The organism is Vibrio hepatarius (assembly GCF_018860525.1).
Classification (GTDB): Bacteria; Pseudomonadota; Gammaproteobacteria; order Enterobacterales; family Vibrionaceae; genus Vibrio; species Vibrio hepatarius_B.
In genome coordinates this window covers 1-16,244 of record NZ_JAHKPM010000015.1, presented here as the reverse complement: position 1 = coordinate 16,244, position 16,244 = coordinate 1, and the positions used below count along the sequence as shown (strand labels likewise).

Here is a 16,244-nt window from a genome sequence, read left to right as displayed (position 1 = left end):
TGGCTCATTGGATAAAAACCAGAACCTTTTAGATACAGAAATTGAACAGCTTAGAGCACATATTGAGCATGAACCGAAGAAAGTTTTAGCGACTGCTGAACAATGCGTCACTCGTGCAAATCAGGTCTTATACCCTGAAGGAGCTGTGCAATGCCTGATAATTATGTCTCGATGCTCATTGTGCTTGATGGACTACAAACTTGGACTCAAATACATAAAGTTAGCCCACAATACACTCAATACGCTAGACACCGATGACTATTTAGCTGAAATACTCCATATCCACGCCCTCCATTTTTGGGGACAAGCCAAATATTATTCCGCGCAACAGTTTTGGATCAATGCACTTGAGCAAGCGACGTTGGTTGATGAGATTAAGATTCAAATTGAATGCTTAATTGGTTTGGGCAATGTTTGGCGAATCACCCATGAATACAACCTAGCTAAAACGACTCATGAGCTAGCAGTTACCGTTGCCAATAATACACGTATTACTTCTCTCGAGGGCAAGGCTCGAGTACTTCTCGCTTGGGACCTTTATCTTCTCAGCAATTATGTCGAAATGCTTACGATACTCGATGGGGCGACTGAGGCACTAGAACAAAATGATGATAGAACATGGCAGGCAGAGGTTTGGGATTTTAGAGGACTTGCTTTACTTGGGCTAAAACGTATAGAAGATGCAGAAGTAGCGACGGAAAAAGCACAAGCTCTTGCTGAGGAGTATAATCTCGTCTGGATGAAGGCAAATTCTTATGTCAGTTTGGCACGTCTAGAACTGATGAGAAAATGCCCAGATAAAGCTGCGCAACTGTTAATTCAGGCTGAGCGCTCTGCCCACACTTTTGACAATGGCGAATTACTTTCGCAAATCTGTTTTCAGCAATCAAGAGTTGCCGAAGAGCAAAGCGATTACAAAGCTGCTCTCAACGCATTTCAGAAATACCGCAAATATTCGACAAACAACTTAAAAGAACAGACTGCACGGGTCACAAATGATAAAGCTCGCTCATCTAAAAAACAATTAGAGCAACGAGCACGTAAACTCATAAATCGAATTCGTGGACAGCACGAGTATGACCCAGAAAAACAGCTCAGCCAGATGGTCTCTGAAATTTATTGGTGGGAACAATTAGTACTATCTAAAATGGAATTGAAGCGGTCCAATCATGCTGTGATTACTATCCAACATAACGATTCCGACTACATTGAAGTGTGCTCTGAACTTGCCCATTCATTATGTACCCAGAAAGATTTACTTTCTCGTTTAAGCAGCGATCGGTTAGGCATACTCCTCGCTGAAAAAGGCGATCCCGCTACGCAGGTGTATCATGTGTTAGCCAAAATGATCGAAATATATCCTTGGCATCGAAAAGGGCTCGATAAGCCCCTACCCCAAGTTGAACTACAAGATATCTTAATGTTCCCTTTCACCCTAGAACAGTTAGAAGACGACCAACTCATGGAAGAATAAAATGGAAGACTTACTGAAAAAAATCTCTGAGTCTGGGTTAGATGCCTCTTCAATATTAGGTGAAGAAGCAATTATTTTTTGGAATCACATCCTGCAACATATCGCCACAACGGCTCAAGAAAAAGCAATGTGTTTAGTCATCAGTGCCGAATATCGCAGACGATTAAAACAACCAAAATCATGTATTGAAGAGCTCCGACTTGCGATAGAGCACCTCATTTTACCCAATGATTCTGATCTCATTCTTGAAATTAAACACTGTTTAGCAGAGAGACTAGTAGAAAACAGCGAGTACTCTGCAGCCCTACAAGAATACATTAGCTGTTCCACTATTGCCGTCGATAACAGTCATATCGATGCCTACGTGTTAGCTGTAGTAGGTATGGGGAATTTATGTGGAACTTATGGAGACCATGCCCGGGCGCTGAGGTACTACCAAAAAATTGACGCTATTGATCATGCTATATCCAGTCGTTCTCTACGTCTAAAATACAAACTTTACATACTCGCTTGCTATATTGAACTCAATCGTACAGCAGCAGCCAAAGATACCCTCAAAGAATGTTCAGAGCTTGCGATATTGGTTAGCGATAAAACATTCATGAGTCAAATTCTGCTTTATCAAGCCAAGCTCTACCGCAAACAAAATAAGTATAACCAAGCTATGGAGTGCTTAGGTAATATTCAATATACGGCTGGGAATATGAATTCAATGTGGTTATCAAAAATGGTTCGTTTTGAATTAGCCCACTGCTTAAACAACACAAAAAAGCCACACCTTGCTAACTGGGTATTGGATTCAGCACAAAAAAAAATGACTCTCTATGCATCTCCGATTCTTGATCTAAAATTTAATACGGTATTGGGTGAGCTATATGAACAGCAAGAAAAATTCAAACAAGCGCTAGAATGCCAAAAACGCGCATTTCGAATTGAAAGCGATTTGATGAAGCAAGTACCTATTGCCGAACTTGGCGCATCTCAGCTACGACGCCTCGCTAGATTTGAGTTACACCTAAAACTCATTTTGTCTGAAATAGAAAATCGAGAGCTGAAAGAAACCACAGAAAATCAGAAAAATACTGTTGCCAAACTTAAACAAGATGTATTTACTGACCCCCTAACCAATCTAAATAATCGGCGTTGGCTAGACGTGAAGCTTAAAGATTTACTGCTGCATGATGTTCCATTTGCCTTGCTGATCGTCGACATCGATCACTTTAAATCGATTAATGATGAATTGAGTCACCTAGTCGGTGATAAAGCCATAGTAAATGTATCAAGTGAACTCGCTACTTACTTCAAATTCAGAGGAGCATCCTGTGTACGCTTTGGAGGTGAAGAGTTTCTAGTCATCATTGAACGATGTACTATTGAGCAAGCCTCAATGCATGCAGAAAACTACCGCGAACGTATTTTTCAGTATGGTTGGCAAGCCATACTCGGCGAGCGAGGCCTAAGTGTTAGTATAGGTATAACCCTACACCTTGAAGGCGAAAATACCCAACGAACCTTTCATCGTGCAGATAAGGCACTCTACCGAGCTAAAGCAAACGGCAGAAATCAAGTTTGTACTGAGTAGCAAATTTCTCAATTTGTTAAGAGAGAAAGCGATAAAACATAACGAATTCATTATTCTTAATAAAATATCCACTTAAATCATCATTAATACTGGTAACAAACATAAAAAGGGAGCAGGTTTATGTTTTTGGATTACTTCGCACTCGGTCTTTTGATCTTTGTCGCGCTAGTCATATTTTACGGCATCATTGTGATCCACGATATCCCCTATGAGATTGCAAAAGAAAGGCAGCATCCGCACCAAGATGCCATCCATTATGCAGGATGGGTCAGTTTATTTACACTCCATACAATTTGGCCTTTTCTTTGGATATGGGCGACTTTATGGCGACAAGAACGAGGTTGGGGGTTCCAAAAACTCGAAGAAGAGCAACATGATATTCATCATAGAATGGACCGACTTAGTGAACAGTTAGGCCGTTTACAACAGCAGCTTGATACGATAAATACCACATCAAAGCCCCAGGCAGATGTATATTCTGAGAGTAATGAGGAGAAACAATAATGGATTTACTCCTTATCTTAACGTACGCCGCTTTATGTATAGCTGTTTTCAAAGTATTCAATATTCCTCTCAATAAGTGGACCGTACCCACAGCAGCTCTAGGAGGTGTTGTGCTTGTCGGCACTTTGATCTTACTAATGAATTATAACCACCCTTTCACTCAGCTTGGAAATCAGGTGTTTTCCACCACACCAATTGTTTCTGGTGTTAGAGGACGAGTTATTGATGTGCCTGTTGAAGCCAATAAACCTCTCAAACAAGGGGATGTACTATTTATTATTGACCCTACGCCTTTTGAAGCAGAAGTCGATAAGTTAAAAGCTAAGATCAAAGAAGCCAGTCAAAATGCTCTTAGCCTTCAAGCTGATGTTCTTGAAGCCCAAGCTGCTTTAACCCAATCGATTGCTGATCGGGATAAGGCACAGCGAGAATTTTCGCGCTACAAACGTGGCTATGAAAAAGGGGCGTTCACTGAACAAGAACTTGACACACGCCGTCAAGAATACAAAGCTTCCGAAGCCGCTGTCGATGTATCAAAAGCGAGGGTTAGCCAAGCAAAAATTGCACTAAACTCTGATATAGGTGGTGAAAATACTTTGGTTGCTCAATACCTTGCAGAACTTCGCCAAGCAGAGTTCGATTTGGAACAAACCATCGTAAGAGCACCAACGGATGGCTTTGCTACCCAACTCGCCCTGCGACCTGGTGTGATGGCAGTGCCTCTTCCTCTTGCCCCTGTAATGACTTTTGTCCATACAGAGGAAACCCAATACGCCGCCGCATTTAGACAAAACTCCCTGCAACGCTTACAACCCGGCTATGAAGCTGAATTTCTCTTTAGAGCCATTCCAGGTAAAGTGTTCAAAGGAAAGGTTGTCGATGTATTGCCTGCCATCGGTGAGAGCCAATTTCAAGCTCGTGGATCTCTATTGGGTACTGAGGCACTTCGCACTAGTGGCCGTGTTTTTGTCACCTTAGAAATTACTGATGATCTATCTAGTTACCACCTTCCAATGGGTACTGCTGTTGAAGTCGCTGTGTATTCCAATAAGTTCACCCATGTTTCGATTATGCGCAAAGTGCTGATCAGAATGAAAAGCTGGCAGAACTATTTGTATCTCGACCATTAAATATGTATTCCTATTATTAAACCCGTATATTTATTATTCATAATGCAAAAAGCCCCAGCTTAACTTTCAAGCTGGGGCTTATTGTTCAAAGAAGCTCAAAATTGACTTAACCAATGAGTGATATATAGCCCTGCAGAATAATCAAATTAACGATATCGATAAAAAATGCACCAACAATTGGTACAACTACAAAGGCTTGAGGAGATGGGCCATACTTACTCACCAATGACCCCATATTCATCACTGCGGTCGGTGTTGCCCCTAAACCAAAGCCACAATGGCCACCAGACATAACAGCGGCATCGTAATTCGAGCCCATGACCTTAAAGGTAACAAAGTAGGCAAATACGCCTAACACCACCGATTGCACCGACAATATGATTAAAAATGGTATAGCGAGATCAAATATATTCCAAAGTTTCAGGCTCATTAAAGCCATAGCCAAAAACAGTGACAAAGATACAGTGCCGAGAATATCTACGGTTTCAACATCCATACGATTCACTTTAGCCACTTCCATGACATTAGTGATAAATACACCAATAAATAGGGCATACACAAAGTCAGGGATCATTAACCAACTCACTTGCAAGCTCGTCACCCATTGCTCAAGGTACTTCGCGCCGGTAACACAAATTAACAAGACAAACAAAATCTCAATGACCTTTTTTGCTGTAACCTTATCTTCTTCGTACTCGTTATAGGTCACCAACTCAGGGAACCTTTCATGGGTGTTTGCCCCGCTCCCATAGTCAGACTCAAAGCCATTTTTATTAATCAATTTTTGGGCAACTGGGCTACCAATAATTCCGCCAATAATTAGCCCGAAGGTCGCCGATGCCATTGCAATTTCTAGTGTGTTACTTAGCCCATACGTTTCTGAAAAAGTCTGGGACCATGCAGCGCCAGTGCCGTGTCCCCCAGATAAAGTAATTGAACCTGCAATAAGTCCCATTAAAGGGTCTAGGCCAAGAATCGTTGCCAATGAAACACCAACAGCATTTTGGATGATAATGTAAAATGAGGCGACCGCGAGAAAAACAAACACCTTAGCCCCACCTTTTATCAACTGTGTATAATTAGCTGCAAGCCCTACAGTACTGAAAAACATCAGCATAAATGTGTTTTGTAATGGTAATGAAAACTCTAGGTTGATACCTTCAAAGTGCATCATTGTAATGGCAAATGCGACTATTAATCCGCCTACTATAGGCTCTGGAATGTTAAATTTCTTAAGGATGGGAAGCTTTGAATTTACAAAATGGCCCAGAAATAATACACAAATAGCGATTAAGAAAGACTCTAATGGTCCGACTGAAATTACCTGATTCATATAACCTCTTTGTTGTCTGTCACCCATCATCCATAACTAGGCAACTGCATAACGTTTCGACATATTTGGCAACTTATCCCCTGGTTAATCACCAAGTACTAGTTGCACAATTCATAACTGAAACCCATCGCCAGCTGTCAGTACTCACAATACATCCAAACGCAACAACCTAATAGCTGCCGTTTAAATGCAAAAATAAAGCGTACATTATGGATAATATCTAAGAGACTTGTCGAGATCTGACTAGAAATTTGTCTCTTTTATTGGTGTAAAGTGAACCGACGATAGAAATAAAAAAAAACCAACCGCAATAATTGCGATTGGCATATATATTTTGTGAACAAATTTATTCACTAACAACGTCAGTTGGCTAGGTGACCCTCGGCTTAATAAGGGTCAACCTGATTAATGCACTATGCGTGCCAATATTTTAAACCCATAAAAATGATACTTTGCTTCAGATTTCTGTCCTGATATTATAAGGTTTTTGCAAATCGCTAATCGCATTTTGCAAATACATGCAAATAAATATAAAATCAGTCCCGTATTAATCTGGAGCTGTGTACATAATTTGGTACTGTTTGATAGCCATTATCGCTATAATCCATATACCCTCATTAATTTGCTCTAAAGAATGAAATACTTATCAACTTTCATAAAAGGTTTGGCCATGGGAGCAGCTGATGTTGTCCCGGGAGTATCTGGCGGTACAATCGCTTTCATAACGGGAATATACGACACTCTATTAGAGAGCATTCGCCGTATTAATCCACAGCTCATTGGTATTATTAAGCGGGATGGAATTAAAACAGCTTTTGAGCATATCAACGGCCTTTTCCTACTCGCATTATTTGCTGGTGTTTTCACGAGCATTGCAACCCTAGCAAAACTGATTTCTTGGCTGCTAGTCACTCATCCAATCCCACTTTGGTCTTTCTTTTTTGGCCTGATCGTGGTTTCAGTTTTTCATATGCTCAAGCAAATAGAGAAAAAAAGCCCCAGCCGACTGCTATTACTTCTACTGGGTATTGGCTTCGCGTACAGTATTGCTATACTCCAGCCACTGCAGCTTGAACCTACTGGCATAAATATCTTACTCGCTGGTACCATTGCAATCTGTGCCATGATACTCCCTGGCATCTCGGGCAGTTTTATTCTCCTTCTCATTGGGATGTACACGCCCGTCTTAGGGGCAGTAAAATCAGTGGATATTCCTATTCTGCTACTTTTCATTTCCGGGTGCGTTATTGGGTTACTAAGCTTTTCGCACATACTTACTTGGCTGCTCAAACATTTCAGAGACCTTACTTTGATTTTCCTTACCGGATTAATGATCGGTACATTACCCAAAATATGGCCTTGGAAAGAAACACTTACTTGGAGAACTAACTCTAGCGGCGAGCAAGTACCTTTGATTGAGCGCAATCTTTCCCCACTTGATTTTGAAGCGATCACCTCACAACCGGCACAAATAACGGTCGCTGTTCTTCTTATGCTGAGTGCGGTTGCCTTAGTTCTAATTCTCGAAAAATTCGCTACACATTCCGAAAATCAATAACATCTAAAAATAAATCTATCCACATACTACAAGCAGCTAATCTGCTGCTTGTCCACCCTCTATGACCATTCTAAAACTCACACCACTCGACATTTTGTCAGTTGCAGAACTACTCATTGTTGGACAGTATTAAAGTATCGACCTTTATGGAGCTCTCTCATGTCCAACGTATTTCATCGACATTGCCACAACATTTTACCTACTATTAGCCATGGTGAGGGCATATACCTTTTTGATAATAATGGAAATTCCTATCTTGATGCATGTGGAGGTGCAGCTGTATCAAACCTAGGACACAACCATGCAGCAGTAAAACAAGCAATTACAGAGCAGGTTAAACGTATTCCTTATGCTCACACAGGTTTTTTTACTAGTCAGCCAAGTGAGCAGTTAGCCGAAAAGCTATGCTCTCTAATGCCTGTTCAGTTCAATCGCGTCTACTTTGTGAGTGGGGGTTCTGAAGCGGTAGAAGCTGCACTTAAAATGGCTCGACAGTATTTTGTTGAACAAGGACAGTCGACTAAAACGGAGTTTATAGCGCGTAGGCAGAGCTACCATGGAAATACTTTAGGCGCCTTAAGTGTTGGTGGTAACGAGTGGCGCCGTGAACCTTTTAAACCCTTGCTTTCACCTGCCCACCATATCGATCCATGTTATGCGTATCGTTACCAACAGCAAGATGAGACCGAACTGGAGTATTCAATACGTACTGCAAACCAGCTTGAGGAAAAGATTCTTGAGCTTGGCCCACAAAAAGTCATGGCATTTATTGCAGAACCTATAGTCGGCGCAACTTCAGGAGCAGTGCCAGCTACACAGGGTTACTTTAAACGTATCCGTGAAATTTGTGACCAATATAATGTGCTGCTTATTTTGGATGAGGTTATGTGTGGTATTGGAAGAAGTGGACGCTTGTTCGCATTTGAACTAGAAAATATCGAGCCAGATCTGGTGTGTATTGCTAAAGGTCTAGGAGCTGGGTATCAACCTATTGGGGCAACAATAGCAAACGACAAGGTATACCAATCTATCTCTAATGGAAGTGGTTTTTTCCAACATGGGCATACTTACATGGCGCATCCCGTCGCCTGTGCATGCGGACTGGCGACCATTAATGCCATAATAGATGAACAGCTTATTAGCAGCGTAAACCGCTTGGGAAGTAAGCTAAAGCAAGCACTTATTGATGAACTTGGGCCTCTCCCCAATGTCGGCGACATACGCGGCAAAGGGCTATTGCTGGGCATTGAATTAGTCAAAGACAAACAAAGTAAAGCGCCGCTCCACAGCACGACTCAAGCTCATAACATGATAAAAGCTCAGGCTATGCAAAACGGTCTTATGTGCTATCCGATGGCAGGTACCATTGATGGCAGACAAGGCCACCATATTCTACTCGCCCCTCCTTTTATCCTTCAAGACCAACATATAGAAGAAATAGTCACCAAGTTAAAAAGCACTCTAAATGAGGTGTCGAAAAAATGGATTTGACCTCATCATATGATAACAACGGCTCACATAGAGCTATTATTGTCGCGCCCAACGGAGCACGTAAAACCAAGCAAGATAACCCTAACATCCCTTTAACCGATACAGAAATCATTGATGACGTTATTGCTTGTCGCGATGCTGGAGCCGCTATGGTTCATCTTCACTGCCGTGACGCTAAAGGAGCACACAGCCTTGATGTAAAACTTAATAATCACCTTTATGCTCATGTTAAGCAAGCAGTAGGGGATAGTATGATAGTTCAATTAACCACTGAAGCGATCGGTATTTACTCCCCCTCCCAACAAAAACACTTAATAAAAACCGTTAAGCCAGAAGCGGCTTCATTTGCGCTACGTGAGTTACTTCCAAACAACACCGATTTCAATGACAGTCAGGCCTTTTTCCATTGGGCAGCAGAACAAGGTATTATCAGCCAAATTATTCTTTATGACCAATCAGATATATCACGTTATCTACAACTGCTCGATCAGGGTGTTTTACCTAGCCAAAACCAACACGCCTTAATTGTTTTAGGACGTTACCAAACGCAAGGGCATCCACACCCTCGAGACTTGGATAATTTAGAAATCACTGCACTTCGTCAGCGCGATATTCGTATTGCAATTTGTGCCTTTGGCAATCAAGAACATCAATGCTTAACTCATGCCCTTAAACAAGGTATGGACGTTCGCGTTGGCTTTGAAAACAACCACCTTGATCGCAATGGCAAGCCTGCAGTTAATAACGCTCAACAAGTGAGGCACCTCAAAGAATCGGACAATTTCTTGAATATTAACTACCATGATGCATATAGTTTTCGACGAGTTCTAACAAATAGCTAGACTTTAGTTTAGTAGCCGACCATAAGAAAAAAGGAATGACTATGGCATTACTTAAAGGCATCTTACCAGCACTTGTTACCTTCATTCTTTCAACCAGCCCCTTTTTTGTATTGGCAAAAGATAAATACGTCACTATTGGTACTGGTGGTGTTACTGGTGTTTATTATCCTACTGGTGGTGCTATTTGCCGATTGGTCAACAAAACCAAAGCGACTCATGGAATTCGATGCTCTGTCATTTCTACGGGAGGTTCTATCTATAATATCAATACCATAAGAGCGGGAGAACTTGATTTAGGCGTTGTCCAATCTGACTGGCAATATCATAGCTATACAGGCACGAGTAAGTTTGCCGAAGCTGGGCCATTTAAAGAGCTTCGTGCCGTCTTTTCAGTCCATCCAGAACCATTTACCGTTGTCGCACGAAAAGATTCGGGTATTAAAACCTTTGAAGATTTAAAAGGCAAACGAGTCAATATTGGTAACCCAGGTTCAGGCCAACGTGGGACCATGGATGTGTTAATGGAAAGGTATGGTTGGGTTAGAGACGACTTTAAACTTGCCTCAGAGCTCAAAGCTTCCGAATTATCCAAGGCCTTGTGCGATGATAAGATCGATGCAATGATCTACGTTGTAGGGCACCCAAGTGCAGCCATTCAAGAAGCAACCACAGGATGCGAAAGCAGAATCATCGGCGTTTCAGGCCCTATAGTTGACAAGCTATTATCAGATGAAAGCTACTACAGAAACGCTAATGTACCAGGCGGTATGTATAAAGGTAACCCCGACAACATTAAAACATTCGGTGTTGGTGCCACTTTTGTGTCTTCTACTGCAGTACCAGAGGATGTGATATATCATGTCGTTAAATCAGTATTTGAAAACTTCAGCAACTTTAAAAAACTGCATCCTGCCTTTTCTTACCTAAAAAAAGAAGAGATGGTAAAAAGTGGACTCTCAGCCCCACTTCATTCTGGTGCACTCAAATACTATAAAGAAGTCGGACTTATTGAATAATACATTTTGTATTGATTATATTCTATGCCAACCTTTCCGCGATTAAAACGCTGTTAAAAGCACCAACAATGAGCCAAGCCTAGCGACTTGGCAAAAAAACTTCGCCCAACATACAACGTACGCTGCCACCACCTATTGACTCTATTGTTTGCACATTAAATGGCATCAACTTAGCATGTCGGGACAATTGCGCCCTCTGGGTGGGAGAAAAGGCATCATAAGCCGATTGCGACATCGCAATCACCTTATCGCCAGTCCTCGTTTCCAATTCAAGGATATTGCCACAAAACTGGTTCATCTGCTCAAGACTAATCGATATCACTTGCTTATCTTTCGCCAGTGACTTAGTCACAAAACGACGCTCAAACTCAGGAATAACTTCATCACAAATAACACAGAAATGTTCACCGATCGCCATCATTACATTGGTGTGATATATCGGTTTGCCCGAAGGTAGCGCGGTTTGGAAAGACACCACACGATCGTAGCCAATTCGCTCAGCATAGTCTTCTAACACTTCACGATCGCAACGCTGTGAAAGCGCCGCATAAATGGTTCTATTCAAGTGATCGATAACCATAACACCTGTACTTTCTAGGTGCGCATCCTGTTCCAAGTACTCAACGAGTGAATCTTGTGATTTAACATTGCGCCCTGCGCTTTTTAAGGCAGCACATAAAGCATCAGGCCTAACCTCTTGCTGACGGTTCTTACACGCCATCGGAAACGTATACAAAGCTCCATCTGATGTAGTGCTAAACCAGTTGTTTGGGAACACCGCATCTGGCGTTTCAATCTGACCGATTGGATAATCAAATTCGATCACTTGAATACCAGTATCACTAAGCTGGTCAGCCATCAATCGAAACTCTTGCAGGGCCAATTTTCGCACTTGCTCGGTCGTTTGGTTTACCTGATTCTGAAACTCATTATCAAGTGCAGTCTCTGCATTAAACGCAAATTCTTTAGGTGGAACCATTACGACACAATTGGCGTTTTGCACTGTAGAAACGGCTTTTTGCTGTTTTGGTTGTTGTTTTAACATTGCAATAGACTCATTGTTCATTACTCACTTGGGAAAATTGTAGACAAAATGTTAAAATAACAATCACTGAAATCACTCCCATTTAGGTTAAAGAACGGATAATATTCCTTAAAATTTCATAAAAAGCCGTTAATTTTTCTGCAAATATGCATGTTTACGATTTACGGCTGGATATTATGCAGCAATTTCGATAACAAAAAGTTGATAGATGGTTACATTCTAAATATTAACAAGATACCATTGACACAATACGCTATTGGTTTCAATGGCTTTTCAACGTCGTAGATTTGAAGGCTAGTTATGTTTAAGATATTTGAAGGGTTTACAAAACCTTTTCCTAACGAAGAACCAGCACAGCCACCCCATGGGGTTTTGGCATTTTGTCGATATTATACTCGAGGCTTTGAGCGTCCTTTAATACTCATGTCTCTGATGGCAACGATAATAGCCATTGCAGAAGTTTCGTTATTTGGTGCAATGGGAAACCTTGTTGACTGGTTGTCAAGCAGCAGCCCAGACACATTTTGGCAGGAAAATAGAACCGAACTACTGCTATATGGAGGGTTGCTGCTGATCATAATGCCCATCCTAGTTATCGCTTATTCCCTCGTTATCCATCAAACACTGCTTGGTAACTATCCGATGTCTGTTCGTTGGTTAGCGCATCGCTACTTACTCAAACAAAGCCTGAATTTCTATCAGGATGATTTCGCGGGTCGCATTGCAACCAAGGTCATGCAGACATCACTAGCTGTGCGTGAAACCGTGATGAAGACAATGAACGTGTTTGTTTATGTAGCGGTTTATTTTACCGCCATCATCGTATTATTAGCTCAGGCAGACTGGCGTTTAATGGTTCCGATGTTGGTTTGGCTAGTTTGCTATATCTGTATTCAGCTTTATTTCGTACCTAAACTGAAAAAAGTTGCGTCAAAACAAGCGGATGCACGCTCGACTATGACAGGTCGAATTGTCGACAGCTATACCAATATCGCCACGGTAAAGCTATTTTCTCATAGTAAGCGTGAAACCGACTATGCAGAGAAAGGCATGCAAGGCTTTCTCGACACTGTATATCGTCAAATGAGGCTGGTTACGGGATTTGATGTTGCGGTCGAAATTACTAACTATCTTCTTGTTTTTGCTGTGGCATCACTGTCGATTGTACTGTGGATGGACAGCTCCATCAGTATTGGAGCAATTGCAATTGCAATTGCCCTAGCGCTGCGTATCAATGGTATGTCAATGTGGATTATGTGGGAAGTCGGTGCCTTGTTCGAGAACATGGGCACAGTGGTAGACGGTATGAAAACACTATCTAAGCCAATTGACATTCAAGATAAAGACAAGGCTAAGCCGTTAAATGTTAAGCAGGGTGCCATTACATTCGATAACGTCAGTTTTCATTATGGTGATGAAAATAATGGGGTTATTAGCAATTTAAACCTCAATATAAAACCTGGTGAGAAGGTGGGATTAGTCGGCCGTTCAGGCGCTGGAAAATCAACCTTAGTTAACCTATTACTGCGCTTTCATGATGTTGAAGGTGGCAATATAAAAATCGACGACCAGATCATCTCTGATGTCACGCAAGACTCTCTACGCTATAACATAGGTATGGTCACTCAAGATACGTCATTACTTCATCGCTCTATTCGTGACAATATCCTCTATGGCAATCCTGATGCGACGGAAGAGGAGCTGCTTCGAGCGACCAAGCAAGCTCATGCCCACGAGTTTATCCAAGCCCTTAATGACCCCTTTGGCAATCACGGCTACGATGCTCAGGTGGGTGAACGTGGAGTCAAACTCTCTGGCGGGCAAAGGCAACGTATCGCCATTTCACGAGTCTTACTGAAAGATGCACCGATCCTTATCCTTGATGAAGCCACTTCTGCCCTTGACTCCGAGGTCGAAGCTGCGATTCAAGAAAGCCTTAATGAGCTCATGCAAGGAAAAACGGTTATCGCGATCGCGCATAGATTATCCACCATCGCCGCCATGGATCGCCTGATAGTGTTGGATCAAGGCCAAGTTATCGAGCAAGGCACACATAGTGAGCTGATTCAAAATGAAGGTATTTACGCTCAGCTTTGGGCTCATCAAACGGGTGGTTTTATTGGTGAAGAGAGCGAAGTTGCATAACTAAATGATTTATAAAGAAAAGAAGTAAGTTAAATATTGGCGACATACTGACAATAACCGACTAAAACCGAGGTTAATTGACAGCTGTCGCCATTTTGTCGCCACTAATTTTCGAGTGGATTTAGCTGAACAGCTTGCATTAAATGGTCAGGAGAAAAATGAGCATAAGCCATCGTTTGTTCAATTTTACTGTGACCTAAAATTCGCTGCAATACCAAAATGTCCCCTCCATTCATCATAAAGTGACTGGCGAATGTATGCCTTAAAATGTGTGTTGCTTGTCCACTAGGCACATGTTCAGGCAAAGCACGTTTTACACACTCCCATGCAGCATAATACGTCACATCAAACAACTCAAAGTCACTAACTGCGACTCTAAGAACGTCACTATGCAAGTGTTTTGAAATTGGGACCGTTCGGTTCTTCTTCCCTTTTGTTTCAGTAAACAATAATTTATGCGCCGTTACCTGAGAACGCTTTAGGCCTAATGCTTCTCCAATGCGAGCTCCAGTCGCCAAACAAATTTTGCAAGCTACATATATTAGCTCTGATGAAGGGCTATTATCGTTCCGCACACGCTCAAGAAATGGGTTGATCTGCTCTTTGGTCAAGTACGCTAACTCTCGCTCACTGCTCGCTACCAGTTCAATACCAGCAAGTGGGTTTGGCATATCCCAATAGTCGTACTTGATAAGCTTATTGAACATTGCTCTTAGAGTTTTGAGTTCAATATTATGAGTGGTTGCAGATATCACGAGATCTGGCCTTGTTGGGTGGTGACTAACACGATTGGCACGGTAATGAAGGTAGTCGTTCGCCGTAAACAGTCGGGCCAATGGATTGCCAAGCATCTTTACCGTTTTCTCCATCACAGCATAGGAGTTCTTACCTGTTTTGACGGTGTGCCCATGCACCGACCACCAAGTATCAAGCAAGTCTTGCAAACGACGGTGATCGGCTTTCTTACCTAGCCAGGGTTTATCGTCCACCTCTTTCATGGTGAACAACTCAAAAGACTTGGCCTCCCCCTTTGTAGCAAACCTTTTTCTAACACGTTTACCACCACGCCCTTGTGGGTAGCATTCACATAGCCACGGCTTTTTTGAGCCGTCTTTTAGATTTCGAATAGACATAAAAAACCACAAAAAACTGTATACGTATACAGTATTATTTTGCGACTAGTTTTTCAATGTGCGATAGGATGGTGCCTATACACTTTTGATGAAAGGTCTGAGTCTTACCCTGAAGAAAAATCCACTATATAAGCGGATTTTTAACTAACATGGATATTTAATGAAACAGATATTTAATGAAACTAAGTAACACAGTTCTGGACAAAAGCTTGTCAGCTACATTACTAAATTAGAATATAACGGATTAGTTGAAGGGCAAAATGAAAGACCTGACCCCGAGCACTTTCATGCGAGCACTTTCATGAATATAAGAAAATTATCTTTTTTAGTCGCAATATTAGTATCGTCATCTGCCCTAGCAGAAAGTACGTTTGTAATTGATGCAGGCAGCTCAGGCTCGAGATTATTCGAATATCAATACCACCAAGACACATCATCTGATCATGGGCTACCTGTGATTGATGAACAAATTAAACACCAAAGTATCAAGGGTGGTATACAAACTCTCAAAGAGGCAAACTTAGATAGTTATATTGATAGCCTATTTGTAGAAACTAAAACAACTCCAGATAACGTGTACTTTTATTCTACCGCTGGCATGAGAACCATTTCAGCGACTGAGAGAAACTTGGTTAATCAAAGAGTTGGCCAAGCGCTTCCCTGATGCGGATATCAGAGTTAAAACAATCACGGGTCAAACAGAAGGCGCTTATGCTTGGCTAACCGCCAACTACTACAATGGGTCTTTTGCTAATAACTAGGAAACAACGGGTATTATGGATCTTGGTGGGGCTTCAACTCAGATCACCTATGAAACGAAAACAGGCGATGATCTTTTCAATGTCAACGTAGGAAATCTAAATTTCACTCTTTCTTCAACCAGCTACCTTGGTTTGGGCCAAAACTTGGCGATTAGCCAATACTTCAATCAAGCGGCATGTTTCCCCCAAAATTATCCTTTACCCAATGACCAATTGGGAACTGGAAAATT

12 protein-coding genes and 1 pseudogene are annotated in these 16,244 nt (G+C 41.7%); 10 read left to right on the top strand and 3 right to left on the bottom strand.

The genetic code is table 11. The features are described from left to right. Window positions 1-7: 7 nt before the first annotated feature. The 4 genes from KO511_RS03940 to KO511_RS03925 all read left to right on the top strand — a co-directional run bounded on the left by KO511_RS03940 (window position 8) and on the right by KO511_RS03925 (window position 4,690). Entirely contained in the window at window positions 8-1,474 is a 1,467-nt protein-coding gene (locus KO511_RS03940) for a hypothetical protein (RefSeq protein ID WP_215986169.1), read from the top strand. Window position 1,475: 1 nt separating this feature from the next. After that, a complete protein-coding gene (locus KO511_RS03935; RefSeq protein WP_215986168.1) occupies window positions 1,476-3,056 on the top strand; it encodes a GGDEF domain-containing protein in 1,581 nt (526 codons plus the stop codon). A 120-nt stretch (window positions 3,057-3,176) separates the two neighbouring features. Beyond that, window positions 3,177-3,560, top strand: coding sequence for a DUF3302 domain-containing protein (locus KO511_RS03930; protein WP_215986167.1), 384 nt, complete (start codon window positions 3,177-3,179; stop codon window positions 3,558-3,560). Then, the gene (locus KO511_RS03925) at window positions 3,560-4,690 is read left to right on the top strand and encodes an HlyD family secretion protein (RefSeq protein ID WP_215986166.1); all 1,131 of its coding nucleotides are present in this window, start codon (window positions 3,560-3,562) and stop codon (window positions 4,688-4,690) included. Before KO511_RS03930 ends, KO511_RS03925 begins: the two co-directional genes overlap by 1 nt. Before the next feature lie 106 nt (window positions 4,691-4,796). Here KO511_RS03925 and gltS read toward each other — a convergent pair whose 3' ends face one another. Continuing rightward, complete coding sequence (gene gltS / locus KO511_RS03920) at window positions 4,797-6,023, bottom strand: sodium/glutamate symporter (protein ID WP_215986165.1); 1,227 nt, start codon at window positions 6,021-6,023, stop codon at window positions 4,797-4,799. A 634-nt stretch (window positions 6,024-6,657) separates the two neighbouring features. Here gltS and KO511_RS03915 point away from each other — a divergent pair. The 4 genes from KO511_RS03915 (at window position 6,658) to KO511_RS03900 (ending at window position 10,930) form a co-directional block, all read left to right on the top strand. Beyond that, window positions 6,658-7,581, top strand: a complete 924-nt coding sequence (locus tag KO511_RS03915; RefSeq protein ID WP_215986164.1) for a DUF368 domain-containing protein — start codon at window positions 6,658-6,660, stop codon at window positions 7,579-7,581. A gap of 159 nt (window positions 7,582-7,740) precedes the next feature. Continuing rightward, complete coding sequence (locus KO511_RS03910; protein WP_215986163.1) at window positions 7,741-9,072, top strand: aspartate aminotransferase family protein; 1,332 nt, start codon at window positions 7,741-7,743, stop codon at window positions 9,070-9,072. Then, window positions 9,063-9,914, top strand: a complete 852-nt coding sequence (locus KO511_RS03905; RefSeq protein WP_215986162.1) for a 3-keto-5-aminohexanoate cleavage protein — start codon at window positions 9,063-9,065, stop codon at window positions 9,912-9,914. The genes KO511_RS03910 and KO511_RS03905 overlap by 10 nt, the downstream gene beginning before the upstream one ends. A 41-nt stretch (window positions 9,915-9,955) precedes the next feature. After that, window positions 9,956-10,930, top strand: coding sequence for a TAXI family TRAP transporter solute-binding subunit (locus tag KO511_RS03900; protein ID WP_215986161.1), 975 nt, complete (start codon window positions 9,956-9,958; stop codon window positions 10,928-10,930). A gap of 79 nt (window positions 10,931-11,009) precedes the next feature. Here KO511_RS03900 and KO511_RS03895 read toward each other — a convergent pair whose 3' ends face one another. Further along, window positions 11,010-11,975 (bottom strand): arginine deiminase-related protein, encoded by a 966-nt coding sequence (locus KO511_RS03895; protein ID WP_215986160.1) that lies wholly within the window; start codon window positions 11,973-11,975, stop codon window positions 11,010-11,012. A gap of 300 nt (window positions 11,976-12,275) precedes the next feature. On the opposite strand from KO511_RS03895, the gene KO511_RS03890 reads away from it, so the two are divergent. After that, window positions 12,276-14,120: an ABC transporter ATP-binding protein gene (locus tag KO511_RS03890; RefSeq protein WP_215986159.1), complete on the top strand. Its 1,845-nt coding sequence runs from the start codon at window positions 12,276-12,278 to the stop codon at window positions 14,118-14,120. A 104-nt stretch (window positions 14,121-14,224) separates the two neighbouring features. On the opposite strand, the gene KO511_RS03885 is transcribed toward KO511_RS03890, so the two are convergent. Beyond that, entirely contained in the window at window positions 14,225-15,253 is a 1,029-nt protein-coding gene (locus KO511_RS03885) for a phage integrase (protein ID WP_215986158.1), read from the bottom strand. Between the two features lie 301 nt (window positions 15,254-15,554). On the opposite strand from KO511_RS03885, the pseudogene KO511_RS22220 reads away from it, so the two are divergent. Next, window positions 15,555-16,244, top strand: a pseudogene (locus tag KO511_RS22220) (hypothetical protein); the annotation flags it as partial.